Here is a 20,655-nt window from a genome sequence, read left to right on the forward strand (position 1 = left end):
CCGTTACAAGTTCCCCTAACTTGCTGGATGCAAACAAAAAAATGCCCCTATCGAGAGAGGCATTTCATTCTGATCCGATCAGGCAGTGACGTATTCCCTCACTGTTGTGTCGTCCATCATTAATTCCTTCAAGTATTTCTTCGCGCGGAACAAGCGGGATTTCACTGTGCCGATCGATACTTTCATCAACTCCGCGATTTCAATCAACGAATATTGGTAGACGTAGAAGTATTCGATCGTTGTCCGGTAAATGCCGTCCAATTCGCCAATTTTCTGCTGCACCATGAGCTGGATGTCGTTCTGCTCAATCAATTCGCTAGGCGTTGGATTGTCACTGGGAACCAAATCGAGTATCGGAACGTCCAATGTTTCAGGTTGGTTCATAACGTGTTTGCTTCTTCTGACATCCTTGCGATAACGATCGCGGAATGTATTCATGCAGATTGTCGTCAGCCAAGCTTTCATGCGGTCTACACTGTCCATCTTCCCGCTGTAGCGGACAACTTTGACCCAAACGTCCTGCATGAGGTCTTCAGCTTCCTCTTTATTGCGGGTCAATTTCAAACATAAATGATATATGTATCGGCCATATTCATCGTATAGCTCTGTCAAGTCGATTTTCATGCAATAACTCCTCCGTTTTGTACCTGTTGTCCTCATTATCAATCAATCTTCCATTACAAACTATCGACTTGTCTTTCACTAAACTTACAAATTTGTAAGTTCCACTCATAAAAGAACACCCCGCAATTTTCTGCGGGGCGTTGTCATTCTTGTTCAGTTTCTTGATCATACCGTTTTGTGATCTTCATCTTGACGATTCGGCTGCGATCCATTTCCTCAATTTCGAAGTACAGGTTTTCGTATGTAAAACGTTCCCCTTCTTCAGGTACATGGCCGAGCTCTTGCATGACGAATCCACCGATTGTTTCGTGGTCGGTCGGCAATTCAACGTCGAGCAAGTCGATGGCGTCGACAATTTCAAGGCGCCCATGACAGATGAGCAGGTCCTCGTTCTTTTCATAGACGAGCACTTCTTCATCAAAGTCGGTTTCATCCTCGATATCCTGCCCGATCATCTCTTCGATAATATCCTCTTGTGTAACGATGCCAAGCGTTCCGCCGTATTCATCAAGCACGATGGCCATATGTTTTTTCCTTGCAAGCATGAGTTTGAACACTTTTTCGACGCTTGCTGTCTGGACTACGAATAAAGGCTCTTCATCCATCAAATCGGCAAGCTTCTTGTCCGGATGCATCGACCATTCGATCAATGTCTTCGAATAGAAAATCCCAACGACCTTGTCGATGCTTTCCTCATAAATCGGATAACGTGTATAGAAGTATTCAAGTATCGTATCTCGCACTTCTTCATACGTGGATTCGATCGGCAGCCCGATAACATCGGTACGGTGTGTTTCCAGAACATCAGAGACGTCTTTTTCGGGAAAATCGAGGACGCCTTTCAACCGGAGCGATTCCTCCTGTTCGAATGTCCCTTCCGTCGAGGCGATGTCAACCATGGAACGGAGCTCTTCCTTCGTCAGCGTCGCTTCCGTTACGGCACCTTTCGAAATGATGCGGATGAAGATGTTTGTAAATAAAGAGAGGAGAACCGTCAATGGCGTCAACAGGACGACGAATATCGAAATCGTCGGCGCTACGACATAGGCAATCCGATCGGCAAACGTCGCTGCAATTGTCTTCGGCAGCACTTCCCCGAATACGATGAGCACGATCGTTAAAATTCCTGTCATAAGTCCGACTTTCAATCCTCTATCAATCGCAATCATCGTGACGATTGTCGGCATCATAATATTTGCTACGTTGTTTCCAATGAGGATGGCCGTGATCATCCGGTCCGGCTTTGAAATCAAGTTTCGCAGCTTAATGGATTTCGGATCGCCTTGCTCGGCGCGAAGCTGGACTTTCATGCGGTTGACCGCAGTAAGGGCCGTCTCACTCCCTGAAAGGAAGAACGACATTAGTAAAAAGAACCCTAGTGCTATAAACAAAAGTGATTCCTCCCGGAGTTTCTGTACTTCAACAGTTCGTTCACTTAGTAACTTTTACATATCATAACATACTCATAGCAAATACGTCCTTTTGAATAACTTGAATCCTACCAACATGATATAATACTTTCATTCACGAAATAATTTTGAAATGAGGGGTTCATTTTGAGTCAGCTGGAAAAAATCGACACGTACTTCACATCCAAACGCGAAGAGCATTTGGAGCAATTGAAAGATTTCCTCCGTATACCGAGCATCAGCGCGTTGTCCGAGCACAAGTCTGATATGCAGAAAGCGGCTGAATGGCTGGAGGATTCATTCCAAAAAGCAGGCTTGGAAAATATTTCGATCGACCCGACGGAAGGCCATCCTGTCGTCTACGGGGACTGGCTTCATGCAGAAGGAAAACCGACAATCCTGTTTTACGGGCACTACGACGTCCAGCCTGTCGACCCGTTGAATCTTTGGGAAAGCGGCCCGTTTGACCCTGAAGTACGCGACAATAAATTGTATGCACGCGGGGCAAGTGATGACAAAGGCCAAGTGTTCATGCATATTAAAGCCGTTGAGGCGCTTATGAATGAAAACGGAAGTTTGCCGGTGAACATCAAGTTCATCATTGAAGGTGAAGAAGAAATCGGCAGTCCGAACCTCGAGAAATACATCGAGGAGAATAAAGAGAAATTGGCCGCCGATATTATCGTCATTTCCGACACGGGCATGTACGGGCCCGGAAAGCCGGCGATCTGTTATGGACTGCGTGGGCTTGCGGGCGTCCAGATCGATGTCAAAGGCGCGAAAGGCGATTTGCATTCAGGCATCTACGGAGGCGGTGTGCAAAATCCGATTCACGCGATTTCGGAAATCCTGGCGTCATTCCATGATAAGGAAGGGACAATCGCTATCGACGGATTTTACGAAGATGTGCGTCCGTTAGCGGATGAAGAGCGCGCTGCTTATGAAGCGCTCAACTTCGACGAGGATGCATTGAAGCAGGAAATCGGCGTCGGCGAGCTGTTCGGCGAAAAAGGCTATTCGTATTTGGAACGGACGTGGACACGTCCTACTTTGGAAGTGAACGGCGTCTTCGGCGGTTTCTCGGGAGAAGGCATCAAAACGGTATTGCCTTCGGAGGCAGGCGCAAAAATCTCATGCCGTCTCGTTCCGGATCAAGATCCGGAGGACATCGTGAAGAAACTGAGGGCTCATATCGAAAAGCATAAACCCGCCGGCGTAACAGTGACGGTGAGCGAGTTCGATAAAGGAAAGCCTTTCATCACGCCTTTCGATCATCCAGCCATCCAAGCTGCAGGTAAATCATATGAAAAAGTATATGAAGTACCGACCGCTTTTACGCGTATGGGAGGATCGATTCCGATCGTGGCGGCGTTCGATGAAATTTTGAATTTGCCAGTTGTCCTTATGGGCTTCGGTCTGTCTAGCGAGAATTTCCATGCCCCTAACGAGCATTTCCACTTGGAGAACTTCGATAAAGGCTTGCGCGTCATCGGGGATTATTATTATGAGCTAGCACGGTTTTCGAAGGAAGAGCTGAAGAAGTGAGTTGACGGAGCGGCTTGCTTTGGGCGCGAAAGCGGCTACTTTGGGCGCAGGGCAGCTTGCTTTGGGCGTGGAAGCGGCTACTTTGGGCGCGGGGCGGCTTGCTTTGGGCGCGGATGCGGCTACTTTGGGCGCGGGGCAGCTTGCTTTGGGCGCAGAAGCGGCTACTTTGGGCGCGGGGCGGCTTACTTTGGGCGCGAAAGCGGCGACTTTGAGCGCGGGGCGGCTTACTTTGGGCGTGGAAGCGGCGACTTTGAGCGCGGGGCGGCTTGCTTTGGGCGCGGAAGCGGAATCTTGAGCGCGGAGCGGCTTGTCTTGAGCGAGAAAGCCAATACTTGAGCGCGGAGCGGCTTGTATTGAGCGCTAAAGCAGAATTTTGAGCGCAAAGCGGCTTGCCTTGAGCGCGATTGAGCGTTGCACTCCTTTATTACAAAAAAACGAGCTGTCTCAGAAAGTCATTGGTCGACTTTCTGGACAGCTCTTTTCTTATTCCTCTACCTGTTCGTCTTCCTTGCCATAAAACGTAACGATGTCTTCAAGCGGCGTACGTACGCGGTTTTTTGGAATATCGTCGTAATAACCGAATTGCAGCATGCTGATAATTCGCTCGCCCGGCTTCACGCCTAGCTCTTCGCGGAATTTCGGATTGTCGATGAAAGGCGGTGTTTTCCAGCATGTCCCGATTCCCTGATCCCACGCTAGAAGCATTGCATTCTGAATTAATGCGCTGGCCGCTGCAAAATCTTCCATCCGCTCCTTCTGACGTACATCCTCTTTCACGACGACGAAAACGACAGCGCCGGGAGCACGGAATTTCTTCATTTGCTTCTCCAAGTCCTCTTCAGACAACTCTTTCCACTTAGGAACGCCATATTCCTTTAGGACATCCTGGAACTTTACGTATTCCTGGTTGGCCGCAACGATGAAGCGCCATGGATTGCGTAGCCCATGGTTAGGTGCCCATCTAGCATCTTCCAAGACGGACATTATATTTTCAAGATCGACCGGCTGCCCATTAAAGTTTTTAACCGAGCGCCGGTTAATGATTGCTTCTCTTACCGAAAGTGCCTGTTCATTCATAACTATGAACTCCCCTTTGTATCATACTGACGACCATTATACACGATAAGCAAGCGATTAGGGAAATCCTCCTCAGTTTCAGCGATCTTCAAATTTATTCTACTCAAATTTTCATTCCGTAGAATTGCTTTCTGTAGTATAGTAATTAAAGAAGCGAATTTTTAGAAAAGGATGACTGCCAAATGACGAAAAAGCCGATAGCATGGATAACAGACAGCACTGCCTATATTACGGATGAACTGAAAAATCACCCTGATTTCTATTCGATTCCGTTAAATATACATTTTGGGGAAAAGCAATATGTAGATGGTGTTGATCTGACGCCAGCGCAATTATACGAAAATATTAAAAACGCGACAGAGTTCCCAAAAACATCCCAACCGTCAGCCGGTGAATTTGCCGAGCAGTTCAAAAAAATCGCGGAAAACTACGAGCAAGCAATCGCCATCCATGTGTCCGCCAAGTTGAGCGGCACTCTCTCCTCTTCCATGGCCGGAGCTGATATCGCGGGCTTTCCTATCACCTTCATCGATTCCCTCTCTTTGTCATACGGGATCACCGGGTTGATTGAGAAAGGGATGGAATTGCAAAATGAAGGAGCATCCGTAACGGAGATAAAAGAACAGCTCGAAAAAATGACGTCGACATTGAAGAATTTCATTTACATCGGTCAATTGGAACAGTTGTACAAAGGCGGCCGAATGAGCGGCGTCCAATTCTTCCTCGGCAGCTTGTTGAAAGTGAAGCCGATTATCCAAATTACGTCTGATGGAAGATTGGAAGCGATCGATAAAGTCCGTTCCGAAAAAAAAGCGCTGCAGTACTTAGTCGATAAAGTTGCGGAAGGCCATCCGAAAGGCACTGGAAAAGTCTATTTGATGCAAGGCAATGTACCGGAACAGGCCGAGCAATTAAAAGCGATGATGCTCAGCCAAGTGCCGGGTCTCAGCGTGGAAATCGGCGATATCAGCTCCACACTTGCCGTGCACGCTGGCGAAGGTACACTTGCTGTATTATGGTATGAATGAATTTGCAAAAGCTTGAGATACCTTTCTATCTCAAGCTTTTTTTATATAAGAGTAAAACGTTATACAGTAATTACCACTTTACCTTGAGCGTGACCTTCCTGAAAATAGTTGAAAGCGTCGATTATTTCACTAATTTTATACCTTTTATCAATTATTGGTTTCACTTGGCCAGTTTCAAGTAGCTCTTTTACATAATTTAAATCTTCTTGGTTTGCTCTCTGTAATAGGCTGCTTATTTTCTTGTGTCCAGTCATCGAAATGAAAGGTCCAAGAAATAGAGTTTGATATAGTTGGGCCTCTGAACCTCCTACGTGAACAAAAATCCCATTTGGTTTTAGCAGCCGTTTAAAAGCTGAAATCGAATTAGACCCGTTCACACCAAGAATCAAATCGTAACAATCCTCAACTTGGGTGAAATCCTCTTTTGAATAATCAATGATATGATCGGCACCTATTGAACGCAAGATTTCTACATTTCTTGTACTACATACCCCTGTCACTTCAGCCCCTAATGATTTGGCAATTTGCACCGCGAAAGTGCCGATGCCACCGGATGCCCCATAAATTAATACTTTATCTCCCGACTTGATCTTACCTTTATTACGCAATCCCTGTAAGGCAGTTACCCCTGCCATCGGAGTCGCAGCAGCTTCCTCGAAGGAGATATTTGTTGGCTTTATGGCTAAAGCACTTTCGGGGACAGTTACATATTCAGCAAAACCGCCCCATCCACAACGAGAGAGGTCGCCGAATACTTCATCACCAATATGAAATTGCTTAACATCTTTACCTACAGCTTCAATTGTCCCAGCTATGTCGCCTCCTGGAATAGAATATTTTGGTTTCGTTAGTCCGAAGGCGAAACGGGCTAAGAGTGGTTTTCCTTTCAAAAGAACCAAGTTGCCAAAATTCAAGGAAGCTGCATGAACCTTAACCAACACTTGATTTTCTGTTGGTAAAGGCTTTTTTATCTCTTGTAATTCAAGTACATCGGGTGAACCATATTTGTCACAAACTACTGCTTTTATAAAAACGCCTCCTTTAAGATAAAATTACAATTGAAAAAGCACCCGAAATCGCAATAGGACAATAGCTATTGCCATGATGTTGTTTCGGGTGCTAGTTTTGGTATATTTTCTGTTCAGGAAAAATTATCATTGACCTTAAAAAATACATACTTAGCATTTTCCCGCCATGCATAAGAGTCTTTATAATCCCACGTCCGATGATATGCATCATACGTATGGGCATTGACAAGAGGCATGTTACCGTCCTTCGCCGTGACGATCGTCGTATGATCGAATCGCCCGTCCCCTTGGAAGTCATAGCAAATGAGATCGCCTAGATCGAGCTCTTCAGGCGAAGAAACTTGTCGCGCAGTCAATCCCTTCTTGGAGCCTGCCAAATACCATCGCATCGAATGCGCAACCGACCAACTGAAGCTCCACGTGCCCCCTTGCATCCACCAGCCCCGTGCACGGTTCGGATAACCGTACATCGGTGCACCGCCCGCGCGCAAACATTGCGAAATGAAACTCGTACAGTCGACATCAAATGAAGGATATGCAGGATTCCTTTTATCCCACCATTCATCCGCGTACCGGACCGCCGCCTCCCGGTTATACATTTTTCATGAACACCCCCGTATTCTCATCGTATGAATACGGGTAAGGTGCCATTCCGAACGAGCAAGATTTCTTCGATAAATCTATGCTTCGAAGGATTTCTATCTGTTAATGTATTTCCGTGTAAGTTTTGATGTACTTTTTTATAGATTTATCGTGAATTTTCCCCCTATAACTACCGAACTAATGAGTTGTTCAATTTTTCTTTCTATTATTGGTAGGTATTTTGAAACCATTGTCGAATATAGGCTTTATAAGGAGTCAACACTTATCAAATCCAGAGGGGGATTTCATTGGAGAAATTTGTCGAACAATTAAGATCCTTGGCAAAGAGGGTCGAAACATTAAAAGCGTCTATTGAAACGGAGGAAGCTACAAAAACAGCTATCGTAATGCCATTTTTTCAAATCTTGGGTTATGACATATTTAACCCGCTAGAATTCACACCTGAATTTACGGCGGATGTCGGTATTAAAAAAGGTGAAAAAGTTGATTACGCTATACTTCACGAAGGATACCCTGTTATTTTAATTGAATGTAAAAGCATAAACCAACATCTAACAAAACACGACTCGCAATTATTTCGATATTTTGGTACAACCACAGCAAAGTTCAGTATTTTAACAAATGGGATTGAGTATAAATTCTTTACTGATTTAGAGGAACCAAACAAAATGGATAGTTCACCATTCTTTTCATTCAAAATCAACGAACTAAGAGATGTGCACATTGCTGAAATTTCCAAATTCAGAAAAGAAGCATTCGATGTAGACAAAATCACTAGCAATGCTTCTGAATTAAAATATCTTAATGCATTAAAAAGCTATCTGGTGGAACAATTCGAAAATCCTTCCGAAGATTTCGTAAGATACTTGGTCGGAGAAATATATGAAGGTGTCAAAACAAAGGCGGCAATCGAAAAATTCACGCCTATTGTTAAACGCGGGATAAAGCAAATAGTAAATGAGCAGGTTAACGACAAATTGAATGCAGCTTTAAAATCGACTAGCGATAATAAGGTAACCATTGAGGAGCCGATTGAAGAGGTCTTTGAGAACGATGGAATTATTACTACCAATGAAGAATTAGAATGCTATGCAATTGTTAAGGTGGCACTTAAAGATTCCATTGAACTTGAGAGGGTTTTTTATAGGGATAACAGAAGTTACTTCAATATCTTAATTGATAATAATATTCGCAAATGGGTTATGAGGGTATTTTTTGATAGGAATAGAAACTATATTATCCTTAACGATGCCCCGAATGATAAAGAAAGAACTTTGATAGAATTTAGCCAACCTATAGACCTGTTAATGTATCAAGATAAAATTATTACTACTGCTAGCTTGTTTAAATAGCAGTACTAAATCTAAATTGTACTAGAATTACATGATTACGCCCTTGATGGGCTTTTTTTCGTTGTATATACGAACGTACAATTCTGGCGCGACGTAAGTCTGAGTAGAAATTGGCTGTATTCATCGAGTATCGTTATCTAGTCAACAATAGTTGTTATGACAGTTAGTGTTTTCACTCGCCCTTCACCCGTTTATGAAAATATTCACAGGGTAGTAGAGTAATACAGTTAGAGAAAGAGAGGGAGGCAAATGAAAAGATCAACTACCCTAACCATCGGATTCTTATTTCTTTTATCCCTAGGAGTCATCGTTTTATTGGCGAACCAGCTAAAGACGGACAAATCCCTCATGCAGGAGGGATCGCCAGCTGCAACAGAAGAGAAGAGCGGAGAGATTGCGTATAATCCGCCTTCCATCGACGATGTACCTGAAGGACCAATGGGAGATGCAATTTTAAGAGGTCGCGAGCTCATAAATGATACATCCAATGCGATTCGCGAAAAAGCTTCCTCAGTTGAGGATGGGGAAAATCTTGTGAATCAATTATCATGTACAAGCTGCCACGCAGGAGACGGACTCGATCAAGACACTTCATCTCTTGTAGGCGTTGCGGCAGTTTATCCACAATATAATGAAAGGGCTGACAAAGTCCTTACTCTTGAAGATCGCATTAACGGATGCATGGTGCGCAGCATGAATGGCCAACCATTTGAAGAAGACGATGAGGACTTGAATGCGATGGTCGCTTATTTAACGTATATTTCTGAAGGAATACCAATGGGGGCAGAGCTTAAATGGCTTGGCAAAAACGATATGAAAGACGTCCCTATTCCTGACGTGGAGAATGGCGAAAGAGTGTTCCAACAATCATGTGTCGCCTGCCACGCTTCAGACGGATCAGGCACCGGACCAAATACAGGGCCGGCGCTTTGGGGAGATGGCTCCTTTAACGACGGTGCCGGGATGGCGCGCATGTCCAAAAATGCTGGATTCATCAAAAACAATATGCCGCTCGGCCAGCCGAATTCATTGACGGACCAAGAAGCCGCCGACCTCGCAGCATTTATCCTTTCCCAAGATCGACCTGAATGGAAAGGCCATGACAAAGACTGGCCGAAAGGAAATCGCCCAACGGATGTCATGACGAAGGAGCTTCGCGATCAAGTCAAGGACGGGACGATTGATTGGGAAAAAGTGCTTGGGAAAGATAAATAGCAGGAATGAAAATCGCCCTCAATATACGGTTGAGGGCGATTATAACATTGGAGAATCAGTAGCATTCCCGGACTTGGGATGGCCTCAATATTCTTAATGAATAAATTGCGCCAACAGCCTGTTGAACTTTTCACGCTCTTCCCTGAAAGCGCCATGCCCACTATATTTGAACGGCATTAGCTGCGAATTTGGGATTAATTGATTCATTTCCTTAGCTTGTGAAAATGGAATAACTTTGTCATGGACGCCGTGTATAATTAACGTAGGGGCGACAATTTTTGGTAGATCGTCATACAAATTCAACTCTCTTAATAAGACAATAATTGCGGCAGTCGACCATCCTGCAGCTTGCATTCCCATTTGAAAGAACCAATCCGAGAATCGAGCGGTTATATACTGAAAGAAAAAACCATCAATGACATCCTGCATCATTTTAGGTCGGTCATTTAACGTTTGTGCAAGGTATCGATCAGCTGTTTCTGCTGTAAAACCTGTGGGAGCCGCCGCGTCGACAAGCACTAGTCAGGATACGCCGTAACCGTTATATCTAGTCATATACCGAATCGCAATAGCACCGCCCGTCGAGTGACCTACAAGCGCAAAGTTTTCTAATTGAAGTGCAGCGACAACAGCACGGATATCATCCGCCAATCTATCTATATTATAGCCATCCAAAGGTTTATCCGAATTCCCAAAGCCCCTCCAGTCAATGCCGATACATCGATACCCCATCTTCGGAAGGACATCAAACTGATATTCAAACTGTTTATGACTCAACGGCCACCCATGTATAAATACAATGGTCTTGCTGCCTTCCGGGTTAAGATCTTCGACGTATAAATTTACTCCTGACTCTACAGTGACAAAATATCCGATAGCAATTCCTCCGTGGTTATAATGGTTTCGCCTATAAGATATTCATCTCTATAGTCACATGTGCTAATTTGCCGAGCGGAGCTGAGTAAAAAAAGAAACCCTGCCAAATGTTAATTTGACAAGGTTCCTATTGATGGAGCATACCGGGTTCGAACCGGTGACCTTCACACTGCCAGTAAAGCAGTCACTTTATCGTGATAAATTGTAGATGTTGTTATATCAAGATTCGTTAACAATTTTCAAATTCAACTTACCCTGCTCTCAATGCTTGTTTCGGTATCACCAATGAACCGATCCGTATGCTGCACGAATAACGATTGACGCACCATTCGCATCTGTTGCATTGTCATCAGCATAGATGATTGTCGTTTTAAGCAATGAATCAAGTTGAATACCATCTTTCGTTTTAGCTTCTTTAAGGGGAATGTTTTTGCATCAATCAAAAACAACATCTCAAAGTTAGTCTGTGCTACTTACACTTTCCTCTATCATTAAATAAGATGTGTATGGAACTAATCTGCATCCAAGACACTATTTACACTTCTTTTTCATGTTCTTCCGTCATTCCTGGGAGTTCTTCATCCGCTTTACCAACGTGATAATCAAAACTGCTGACTGAAAAAAGCATAACGATAAGCGCTGCCCATATCCATCTTTTCAACTCATCTCGTCCTTTCCTTCAAGAATAAATTATTGCAGTTATTTTGTAAGCGGCTTACAAATAAGAAAGCCAAGATATAAAATAGAGATATAATTAATACAAAATAATTGTATTCTGTATTAATAACGTAATTGATTCCGAAAAAGGGTGTATAAAACAGCAAATAGATTGGGTACTGGATTGATGAAATAACATCCAATATTGTGTTTTGAATTAATGTGTCCTCAAAGATTTTTATAATAAAGATTATTAAACCTGAAATAAATCCTATTATAAAAAAATACCTTAAGATTTCCCTTATACTATTAGTTGTTCCCTTTTTGACGAAAGCCACCAAAGTCATTATTAATAAAGACGAAGCAATTATATTAATAATACTCAAATTTGTGTCAGGATACTTTATAGAAGGAATTAAATTAACTAGAAAAGCAGTCAAATACACACACAAAAGTATTATAATTCTTCTGTTTTTCATTTTACTTCTCTCCTTTTGTATTAGCTTCATAGTTTAACAAAATATCCTTTGGTATAGTATCTTCAAATTCCAGCTTATATTTCTTTAATTCCAAGAAACTTTCATCTAATATTACAACTTCAAAAGTGTTTTCTTCAGGATCTCCAGAGAGTAAATAAAATTCTTTATTAACTACATCATATTCAAAATCAATAAGAGTCCTGTTATTAGCATATGCTACCTTCAAATTTTCGAAATTATCACTCATTGTAATAATGGAAAAGTTATTTAAGATTATTTTTTGCTTGTCTATATTTAATACTTTACTTACCCACATCGCCTTATTTTCCGATTTAACTCGCAAAGTCTTTTTTCCTGTATTTAAATCAATTGAATATACTGTAAGATCTTTCTCATCCTCATTTGAATTTCCGTATATAACTAATTCGCCATTATTATTTTCAAGATAAAAACCATATGTTAGGTCCTCAAGTTCAGTAAAATTCTTCAATAGGAGATTTTCAGTATCTAAAGTATATATTCCAACAGTTCTATTCCCATCTTCTTCATATACATTAGTCAACACATGAATAAATCCTTCCGTAATAACGAAGTAATCCTCAAACTAAGACATAGTTTGAAATGCAGAAACCGAAAACTTAGATGGTTACCAACAAGAGTGCTAATTAAAAATTTCTTAATCAGCTACACCTGACTGGTAAATGTTCTTTATTGGGGATCCTCACATGATTAATATTTTAATTAATGAACATATCCCCAAAATGAAACCTATATTGAAGAACATCGGCCGATAATTCTTACAATTCAATTATTACATGTATTTCCATGTGTTGTCTACTTCTTTTTTTTGCACAAACATAAAGAAAAACATGCTATTAATAGCATGTTTTAAACTACTTTTTGTGCAAAAAGGCACTATTTACATTTTAAATTCATTTTCTTGCTTAATTGCTGGGAGTTCTTCATCCATTTCACCAATTTGTTATTGAAATCTGCTGACTGAAAAAAGCAAAACAATTAGGACTGCCCACATCCATTTTTCAACTCAACCCTTGTCCTCGACAATCATCTTGTAATAGCTGACAGCCTTTTTATACCTTCCAGTCCCTGTATATAGCTACGCAAGCCTTCTCGCATAATCCTTCCAAGATTTGTCGTGCCCTATTTTTCTGAAGGTACGTACAGCGGCAATAAGCACCTCTTCTATTCTTTTATCGTTTAAACATAAAGCTTGATAGACATTAAAATGGGTTGCATAGTATTCCTTCTTGACATCAGATAATTCCGTCAAAAGACATGTACCTTTATTTACCCAGTGTGCAACAGTATCCCAATTCTCTAGCCTTTCATTTTCCTTCACTAGCGAAAAAATAGAATACATCAAATCACTAGGCTTTTCCTTTTGATCGACTGCTTTCTCGAAATACGATATCGCGCTTTCCGACTCTCCCATTGTTGAGTAAACATCTCCAATATTTTGATTTAGCATACCTGAAAATGTGTGTAAACCGAATTGAAGGCAAATTTGTTCAGCAAGTTTAAACACTTGGAGCGCTTTTGAAAGCTGTCCAATATTTTTGTAAGAGATACCTGAAATTATATGACATTCCGCAACTCTCCGTCCCGCCATAATCTTTTGAAAGTATGGAAATGCTTGCTTTGCCTTTTCAAGCGCTTCAAATTTTTGACCATCCGCCATCAAAGCGACAGAGCTTACATAGGCAAAATCAGCCTCTTCAAACGGAGAAAGGGATATGTGTTCCATTTGTTTTATAGCTTTATCAAATGCAACCATACATCTTTTCAAATCGCCATTTGAATAGGAAGCCATTCCTTCTATTTGAAAAATTCGGAACAACTGTACAGGCTCTAATCCATGCTTCATCTCAAAATACGGCGATAGTTCCAGCAAAACATCGTTAGCCAGACACGACATGACTAACTGTAAGCGCAATACCATTAATTCCAAATCAATTCGCGTTCGAAAGTTAAACCGCCCTTTTGCAATAAGCTCTAAAAGTTCAAAAATGAACTTTTCAGCCCCTTCCCGATCTCGCAAATTAATAATATGTTCAAAACGTTCCTCAAAACTCTCGATCCCTAACTGCTCCTGCTCTCCGCCTGATATCGATATCCCTAAGCGCTCCAACAACAGAGCCACAATCTCATCACTGGGTTCGCTCTTTCCATTCTCAATTCTACTTAAATGTGAGGTGGAACATATATCTTTGGCTAATGTTTCTAGTTTTATATTTTGTCTAGTTCGCTCAAATTTAATTACGAGGCCAACATTCATAATTCTCACCTCTTCAGAGAAATTTAACAATATATTACCATTGAAATAAACAGAACAGAAGGGAATTCGATGAAATTCCTGAGACTATTATAAAAGGGTAAGTTGGTAGATTTCAAAATCTTGTTTGAAGCTTAAGCGCAAATCGAACTCAAATACTTTGTTATATAAAAATGCAACCCAGAAAGCTTACGCTAAACTGTGTTGCACAAATCTTGAAAAGCAATTATTATTTCTAACACTATTGAATTAGCTCACAAATTAATATTCCCACAAATCTATAATCAACTTGAAGAATATTATTATCGATGGAAAAAGATCGTTTTATCTTCTTCAAATAAAAACATAATAAGCGAGTAAAAGAAAAACGGCAAGCCTAGGAAGATATCCAATCGCTTCACCGTTTTTATTTCTCTTTGCCTAAAGAAGAAAATATCCATGACAGTTGGCATCTCAAGGAAGGAATGTTTGAGTATGACGAAAAATTATATTGAAATTAGGCTCCTTTACTTTTTGCAAATAGTTTTTTCGGATACAAACTTGCAACGTAATACCAGACATTACCAGTCGGCTTGCCGATCATAAAGTTACAACAAATTTACATCATCAGTCACTTTTCAACATCACTTTCAATCCAATGAATAATTCCTTAAAAAGAAAAAAAGAACCCTAATATACCAAGGGTTCAGTCAGTATTTTATTGATGGAGCATACCGGGTTCGAACCGGTGACCTTCACACTGCCAGCGTGACACTCTCCCAGCTGAGCTAATGCCCCGTAAATCTGCTACAATATAGATTATAACATGTCATAGAAAAAAGACAATAGATCGGGGGAGATCTCCTTGCAACATGCTGAAAAGGAACTGAAGGATACGGTGTTTCTGTGCGATCAGAAAGGGATGCTGAATCCCGAGGCGATCGGATTTGCCCGCCGTCCGTTCATTATAAGCAATTTAAGTGGCCATTTTATGCGGAAGAAGAAATGGAATTATTGGTGTGTGTTCGGTGAGGACCTTCTATTTTCAGCGGCGATCAGCCATTTGGATTATGCAGCTGTCTGCTTCGTCTATATGCTCGATTACGAGACGCAGCGCTTCTATGAGAAGCAGGTTGTGCTTCCTTTCGGCCGGAAGGTGAAGATGCCTGAAGACGTACTCGGAAGTGTGAAGTTCGTCAATGAGCGGATTTCCGTTCAGCTCGTGCATATGCAAGGAGAAACCCATCTATCAGTGACAATTCCGGATTTTGATAATGAAGTACTGCATGCCGATCTGCATATAACACACCCGGAAGAGGACGATTCATTGAACGTTGTCATCCCCCGCAGCCGGGATCGTTTCCAATTCACAGCGAAGCATCATACATTGCCAACTGCGGGGTTCGTGAAGATCGGGGAGAAACGGTATGATTTCAATCCCGATTATAGCTTTGCAGTGCTCGATTATGGACGCGGTGTCTGGCCGCGCGAAGCGGAGTGGAATTGGGCGCTGGCTTCCCAGCGTTCAGGAGGACGACGGATCGGACTAAACTTTGGCGGTAAATGGACTGACGGTACGGGCATGACGGAAAATGCGGTGTTCGTGGATGGCGTCATGACGAAACTGCATGAGGATGTCATCTTTTCGTATGACAAGGACAATTACATGCATCCATGGCATATCGGGACAAAGTTTTCCGACGATGTAAATTTGACTTTCTCTCCGTTTTACGAACGGGTTTCCAAGACGAATGCACAGCTTGTACAAACGAACGTCAACCAACTTGTCGGCTATTTCAATGGCCGCGTCAAACTGCACGACGGTTCGACGCTCAGAATCCGGCAAATGCTCGGCTGCGCGGAAGACCACCGCGCGAAATGGTAGACTGGAACAACCGGCGATAGCGCCGGTTGTTTTTTATGCGCAAAAGTGGTTGTCACCGACCGACTCGACAAGGGTTATCACCGATTCTCGGCACTTTATCACCGACTCGGGAGAGGTTATCACCGATTCTCGACACTTTATCACCGACTCGGGAGTGTTTACCACCGACTCTCGACACTTTATCACCGATTCGTACGAGTTTACCACCGACTCAGTTAAATTTCCCCGTTCCCCGACGCCATAAAATAGGTTATCACCGGTCAACAGCAATTTATCACCGCTTGTCCGCTCGCTAGTTATCACCGATCACTCCATGTTTATCACCACATAGACAGACTTTATCACCGCTTGGCAGGAGGTGATCACCACTTACCCACAATTCCAATGGATTTTAATAGATTCACGCGGACAACTCCCCTTTCCACCCAGCCCCATGTCGCGATTCCTCCGAAACGGCCTTTGTGTTTAATTTTGCGGAATGAAGGAAATTACTGAACGGAAGACTACAACAGGAGGTTTGCGATCATGAGGAACAATGTGAAGGTCATCATGCTGTTTTTAGCTGCTGTGCTTGTGTTGGGCGCGTGCGGGAATGCGAGCAAGAATGCGGATAATCCGAAGCGGGAAGATGCGACGCTGATCTATGAGAATGAAAAAGAAGGCGGCACGATGAATACGGGTGACGGGTATGGCTTCAATAAGTTCGATTTGGAGATTGAAGTCGAGGGGAAAGAAGTCATTGATGTGGAATATGAAGTAGCGAAAAATCATAGAGCCAAGTATGTGAATAAGTTGGCGGGCTTGAATTTGAAGGATCAGGAAGCTTTCAATAAACTGGATCCGCTTTTCGTGAAGTTCGCGTCGAAAAAGAGTTTATCGGAACAAGATATTAAGCAGAACATTATGGAGTGGTTTGGTCTGGACACCTATACGAAGTTCGATTTGGAAATCGACTTTGATGACGGCACGAAGATGGATATTGAAGATAGAAAATGATTATGAAACGATAAACAGGCGAGGGAATGTGATGTTCCCCCGCCTGTTTTTTTGTTCAGATTTTCGAGTCCTTCAACATCGTATAGTAAACCCCTTGTTTTTCAATCAATTCCTCTTGGCTGCCGGATTCGATGAGCTTCCCTTGCCCCATGACGTAGACGGTGTCGGCTTTGCGGACCGTGTTCAGCCTGTGGGCGATGACGAAGCTTGTTCTTCCTTCCATGAGCCGATCGAGCGCTTCCTGGATTGCAAGTTCGGTGACGGTGTCGATGCTGCTTGTCGCCTCGTCGAGCAGAAGCAAGACGGGGTCTGCGACGAGCGCCCTTGCGATGGAGAGCAGTTGCTTCTGCCCTTGGGAGATTTCGCCGCCATCCGCTGTCAGGATCGTGTCGTACCCGTTTTCGAGCCTTGTTATGAAGCTGTGCGCGTTCGCCTCTTTTGCAGCCGCGATCACTTCTTCGTCAGTGGCGTCAAGCTTGCCGTACCGGATGTTTTCCATGACGGTCGCTTCGAATAAAAACGGATCCTGCAAAACGAATGCCGTCTGGCTACGCAATGTTTCGCGCGGCAGTTCCTGGATGGGAATCCCGTCAATGAGGATCTGCCCTTCATTCGCCTCATAGAACCGGGCAAGAAGCTGCATGATCGTCGTCTTCCCTGCCCCAGTTGCTCCGACGAAAGCCGCCGTCTCGCCAGGTTTGACGTGGAAGGAAATGTCTTCGACCGTGTAGCCGTCCGTGTCGACTGCATAGCCGAATGATACATTCCTGAATTCGACGTCCCCTGCAAGGATTGTGTCCGCATGCTGCGTTGTGTCGTCCTGCTCGATCGGCTCATCCATGATTTTGAAGACGCGTTCCGCTCCCGCAATTGCCGAGAGGACGGTGTTGAACTGGTTGGATAGATCATTGAGCGGCCTTGTGAATTGGCGTGCGTACTCGGAAAAGATGACGATCGTACCAATTGTGACGATTCCGTCCCCCTTCAGTGCAAGCAGCCCCCCGACGCCCGCCACGATGGCGAATGCCGCATTGTTGAGCATATTCATCACTTTGGGAATGAACCCTGAATACGTCAGCGCCCAGAATCCCGTCCGGCGCAGCCGATCACTCTTTTCCGCAAATTCTTCCATAACGCGCTTTTCCTGCGAAAATGCCTTGATGATCCGCTGTCCTGAAATCGTTTCCTCGATCATCCCGTTCAATTGTCCGACCGCTTGCTGCTGCTCTTTGAACAGCAATCCCGTCCGGCGGGTGATCCACCGAATCGCGATGAACATGACAGGGACGATGATCATTGTCAGCAATGTCAAAATCGGGCTGAGGTACAACATCACCGCAAGCGTCCCTGACAATGTCAGAATGCTTGAGAATACTTGGATGAACGATGAATTCAGCGTCTGGCTGACGTTTTCAATGTCATTCGTCACACGGCTCATCAACTCGCCATGCTGCCGCTTGTCAAAAAACGTGACGGGCAGCTTTTGCAGATGGGAAAACAGACTCGTCCGCAGCCTAAAGATCGTCTGCTGTGCAATGCCGACCATCCAGAAGCTTTGGAAATAGAGAGCAAGGGATAAACCCGCGTAAATCGCAATCAGCATGCCGATTTTTCCGCCCAAGCCGGCGAATTCTATCGGGATGATATGCACATCGATGATTTTCCCAATCAGGAATGGACCGATTAGCGCGAGGGCAGAACTGACGAGCACGAGGGCAAGCACAAGGATGAGCAGCCCCCGCTGTTCATCGACGAGCTTCCAGATTCGAAGTAACACCGATTTCCAGTCACTCGCGCGCTCCACTTTCTTTCGTCCAGGACCTTTTATGTCCTCTTTCTTGATGATCGGTTCATATCCGAACGGTTTACGAATTGTTCGCAACATCTGCGCCCACCTCCTCTTCCGATTGGGATTCGGCTATTTTCCGGTATAATGCCGACTGCTCCATGAGATCGGCGTGGGTGCCATATCCGACGACCTTTCCTTCATCTAATAATAGGATCTGGTCCGCACCTCTAGCCGTCTGCACTTTTTGCGTGACGACAAGCATCGTCGCCGCTTCCCCCTTCAACGCTTCCCACAACGCATTTTCGGTTTTAACGTCCAATGCGCTCGTACTGTCATCGAGGATGAGGATGGAAGGCTTCCGGACAAGTGCCCGGGCGATCGAAAGCCTTTGCTTTTGCCCGCCTGACAGGTTGACCCCTTTTTGTCCGACCCGCGTTCCGTACTTCTGAGGGAATAAATCGATCGATTCGTGGATCTGCGCTTTCATCGCCGCCTCGATCAGTTCATCAGGCTCCGCATCGCTGTCTCCCCATGAAAGGTTTTCGAGGATGGATCCCGTGAACAAGATCGATTGCTGCGGAACAAGTCCGATTGTGTCTCGGAGATCCTTCAGCGCCCACTCTTTCACTTCAATTCCGCCGACGTAGATCTTCCCTTCGGTCGCTTCGAACATGCGGGGAATGAGATTGAGAAGCGTCGATTTCCCCGACCCGGTCGCTCCCATGATGGCGAGCTTCTCCCCAGGCGCCACATGGAAAGACACGTTATCCAAAATAGGTGCCGGCTTTCCTTGATAATGAAAGGAGACATTTTCAAAACGGAGATCCCCCTCCAGGCTGGCGATACTGGAACTTTCCATCGTATTCTCTTCAAGATCCTCGTCCGCAAGCAGCACTTCCTCCATCCGTTCGGAAGATGCCTTCGCACGGGATAGTGCACTGATGATGAATGCAAACATTGAAAATGCGCCCGTCATCCGCATTGCATAGTTGACAATTGCGACAAGCTCCCCGACTTGTGCGTTCCCATCACCGATTTCGATTGCACCGAACCAGAGGACAGCCATCAAGCTGACGTTCATGATGAACAGAAGGACAGGCAAAATGAGCTCCATCATCCGCATCGCTTTGACGGTGTCTTTTCTTAGCGCTCCTGCCACTTGCGAAAATCGGCTCGCTTCGTACATGCCGCGTAAATAGGCTTTGATGAGACGGACCGCCTGCAAGTTTTCCTGGATGACGCGATTCACCCGGTCGAGCCTGCGTTGCACCGTTGAAAAGTAGCTGACCCCTTTCCGCGCCATAACGAACAGGAAAATGAGCAGGACCGGCGCACCGATGACGAGGTAGAGTGCGAGTTTCATATTGACGAGAAATGCCATGATAAGACTTCCCGCCACGAGTAAAGGTGCGCGCATCATGATCCGCAGGGACATGAACAGGACGTTTTGCACCATCGTTACGTCGCTCGTCATGCGCGTGATCAATCCAGCTGTCGGGAACCGCAGAAAGGTCGCCATGGAAAATGACTGCACTTGGCGGAATAGCGCTTGGCGCAAGTCGAACGCAAAGCTTTGAGCGGCGTGGGCTGCGAAGAAGGAATTGATTGCACCGGATAAGAAGGCAACGAACGCCAGACCCATCATGACGCTCCCCCATGTCCAAATGACGCTGACGTCTTCCGCCAATATGCCGTCATCGATGATTTTCGCTATTAACAATGGCTGGATAAGCTCTACCGATAGTTCCGTCAGCATGAGGAACAAGGCAATGATTATCGGCCATTTATACGGCTTTGCAAAAGAGAAAACTGTTTTCATC

The 20,655-nt window shown here is 44.2% G+C and carries 17 protein-coding genes, 1 tRNA gene and 1 pseudogene; 7 read left to right on the top strand and 12 right to left on the bottom strand.

Annotated elements, in window-relative coordinates:
• Nucleotides 1–78: 78 nt before the first annotated feature.
• The gene (locus M3193_RS08885; RefSeq protein WP_251626558.1) at nt 79–624 is read right to left on the bottom strand and encodes an RNA polymerase sigma factor; all 546 of its coding nucleotides are present in this window, start codon (nt 622–624) and stop codon (nt 79–81) included.
• Nucleotides 625–767: 143 nt separating this feature from the next.
• Entirely contained in the window at nt 768–2,015 is a 1,248-nt protein-coding gene (locus M3193_RS08890) for a hemolysin family protein (RefSeq protein ID WP_251626573.1), read from the bottom strand.
• Between the two features lie 165 nt (nt 2,016–2,180).
• Here M3193_RS08890 and M3193_RS08895 point away from each other — a divergent pair, with 165 nt between their 5' ends.
• Entirely contained in the window at nt 2,181–3,578 is a 1,398-nt protein-coding gene (locus M3193_RS08895) for a dipeptidase (protein WP_251626576.1), read from the top strand.
• Between the two features lies 1 nt (nt 3,579).
• Nucleotides 3,580–3,873: a hypothetical protein gene (locus M3193_RS08900; RefSeq protein ID WP_251626579.1), complete on the top strand. Its 294-nt coding sequence runs from the start codon at nt 3,580–3,582 to the stop codon at nt 3,871–3,873.
• 188 nt (nt 3,874–4,061) lie between these two features.
• On the opposite strand, the gene M3193_RS08905 is transcribed toward M3193_RS08900, so the two are convergent.
• Nucleotides 4,062–4,655, bottom strand: a complete 594-nt coding sequence (locus M3193_RS08905) for a nitroreductase family protein (RefSeq protein WP_251626581.1) — start codon at nt 4,653–4,655, stop codon at nt 4,062–4,064.
• 182 nt (nt 4,656–4,837) lie between these two features.
• Between M3193_RS08905 and M3193_RS08910 the strand changes: the two genes are divergently transcribed.
• Nucleotides 4,838–5,683: a DegV family protein gene (locus M3193_RS08910; protein WP_251626583.1), complete on the top strand. Its 846-nt coding sequence runs from the start codon at nt 4,838–4,840 to the stop codon at nt 5,681–5,683.
• Nucleotides 5,684–5,742: 59 nt separating this feature from the next.
• Here the strand turns inward: M3193_RS08910 and M3193_RS08915 are convergent, their stop codons facing one another.
• Together M3193_RS08915 and M3193_RS08920 are read right to left on the bottom strand one after the other, a co-directional pair.
• Nucleotides 5,743–6,711 carry an NAD(P)-dependent alcohol dehydrogenase gene (locus M3193_RS08915; protein WP_251627260.1) on the bottom strand — a complete coding sequence of 323 codons (969 nt, stop codon included), beginning with the start codon at nt 6,709–6,711 and terminating at the stop codon, nt 5,743–5,745.
• Between the two features lie 113 nt (nt 6,712–6,824).
• Entirely contained in the window at nt 6,825–7,310 is a 486-nt protein-coding gene (locus M3193_RS08920; RefSeq protein WP_251626585.1) for an amidase domain-containing protein, read from the bottom strand.
• Between the two features lie 285 nt (nt 7,311–7,595).
• On the opposite strand from M3193_RS08920, the gene M3193_RS08925 reads away from it, so the two are divergent.
• Complete coding sequence (locus M3193_RS08925) at nt 7,596–8,666, top strand: type I restriction endonuclease (RefSeq protein WP_435372037.1); 1,071 nt, start codon at nt 7,596–7,598, stop codon at nt 8,664–8,666.
• A gap of 249 nt (nt 8,667–8,915) precedes the next feature.
• Nucleotides 8,916–9,881 carry a c-type cytochrome gene (locus M3193_RS08930; RefSeq protein ID WP_251626589.1) on the top strand — a complete coding sequence of 322 codons (966 nt, stop codon included), beginning with the start codon at nt 8,916–8,918 and terminating at the stop codon, nt 9,879–9,881.
• 93 nt (nt 9,882–9,974) lie between these two features.
• Here M3193_RS08930 and M3193_RS08935 read toward each other — a convergent pair.
• The 5 genes and pseudogenes from M3193_RS08935 to M3193_RS08950 form a co-directional block, all read right to left on the bottom strand.
• A pseudogene (locus tag M3193_RS08935) lies at nt 9,975–10,757 on the bottom strand (alpha/beta fold hydrolase).
• A 535-nt stretch (nt 10,758–11,292) separates the two neighbouring features.
• Nucleotides 11,293–11,418 (bottom strand): hypothetical protein, encoded by a 126-nt coding sequence (locus M3193_RS16715; protein ID WP_285851867.1) that lies wholly within the window; start codon nt 11,416–11,418, stop codon nt 11,293–11,295.
• Nucleotides 11,419–11,894: 476 nt separating this feature from the next.
• A complete protein-coding gene (locus tag M3193_RS08940; protein WP_251626591.1) occupies nt 11,895–12,458 on the bottom strand; it encodes a hypothetical protein in 564 nt (187 codons plus the stop codon).
• A 552-nt stretch (nt 12,459–13,010) separates the two neighbouring features.
• Nucleotides 13,011–14,189 carry a helix-turn-helix domain-containing protein gene (locus tag M3193_RS08945; protein ID WP_251626594.1) on the bottom strand — a complete coding sequence of 393 codons (1,179 nt, stop codon included), beginning with the start codon at nt 14,187–14,189 and terminating at the stop codon, nt 13,011–13,013.
• A 701-nt stretch (nt 14,190–14,890) separates the two neighbouring features.
• Nucleotides 14,891–14,963 (bottom strand) — tRNA-Ala (locus M3193_RS08950).
• 67 nt (nt 14,964–15,030) lie between these two features.
• Between M3193_RS08950 and M3193_RS08955 the strand changes: the two genes are divergently transcribed.
• Nucleotides 15,031–16,050: a DUF2804 domain-containing protein gene (locus M3193_RS08955; protein ID WP_353056377.1), complete on the top strand. Its 1,020-nt coding sequence runs from the start codon at nt 15,031–15,033 to the stop codon at nt 16,048–16,050.
• A gap of 525 nt (nt 16,051–16,575) precedes the next feature.
• Complete coding sequence (locus M3193_RS08960) at nt 16,576–17,046, top strand: YusW family protein (RefSeq protein WP_251626597.1); 471 nt, start codon at nt 16,576–16,578, stop codon at nt 17,044–17,046.
• A 55-nt stretch (nt 17,047–17,101) separates the two neighbouring features.
• Here the strand turns inward: M3193_RS08960 and M3193_RS08965 are convergent, their stop codons facing one another.
• The gene (locus tag M3193_RS08965; protein ID WP_251626600.1) at nt 17,102–18,931 is read right to left on the bottom strand and encodes an ABC transporter ATP-binding protein; all 1,830 of its coding nucleotides are present in this window, start codon (nt 18,929–18,931) and stop codon (nt 17,102–17,104) included.
• Entirely contained in the window at nt 18,912–20,654 is a 1,743-nt protein-coding gene (locus M3193_RS08970; RefSeq protein WP_251626603.1) for an ABC transporter ATP-binding protein, read from the bottom strand. Before M3193_RS08970 ends, M3193_RS08965 begins: the two co-directional genes overlap by 20 nt.
• Between the last annotated feature and the right edge of the window lies 1 nt (nt 20,655).

This window comes from Sporosarcina luteola, from assembly GCF_023715585.1.
Lineage (GTDB): Bacteria > Bacillota > Bacilli > Bacillales_A > Planococcaceae > Sporosarcina > Sporosarcina luteola_D.

Coding starts and splice junctions, on each gene's coding strand:
- M3193_RS08920 (WP_251626585.1), bottom strand. CDS start 7,310: ATGTATAACCGGGAGGCGGCGGTCCGGTACGCGGATGAATGGTGGGAT.
- M3193_RS08905 (WP_251626581.1), bottom strand. CDS start 4,655: ATGAATGAACAGGCACTTTCGGTAAGAGAAGCAATCATTAACCGGCGC.
- M3193_RS08970 (WP_251626603.1), bottom strand. CDS start 20,654: ATGAAAACAGTTTTCTCTTTTGCAAAGCCGTATAAATGGCCGATAATC.
- M3193_RS08910 (WP_251626583.1), top strand. CDS start 4,838: ATGACGAAAAAGCCGATAGCATGGATAACAGACAGCACTGCCTATATT.
- M3193_RS08960 (WP_251626597.1), top strand. CDS start 16,576: ATGAGGAACAATGTGAAGGTCATCATGCTGTTTTTAGCTGCTGTGCTT.
- M3193_RS08965 (WP_251626600.1), bottom strand. CDS start 18,931: ATGTTGCGAACAATTCGTAAACCGTTCGGATATGAACCGATCATCAAG.
- M3193_RS08945 (WP_251626594.1), bottom strand. CDS start 14,189: ATGAATGTTGGCCTCGTAATTAAATTTGAGCGAACTAGACAAAATATA.
- M3193_RS08885 (WP_251626558.1), bottom strand. CDS start 624: ATGAAAATCGACTTGACAGAGCTATACGATGAATATGGCCGATACATA.
- M3193_RS08930 (WP_251626589.1), top strand. CDS start 8,916: ATGAAAAGATCAACTACCCTAACCATCGGATTCTTATTTCTTTTATCC.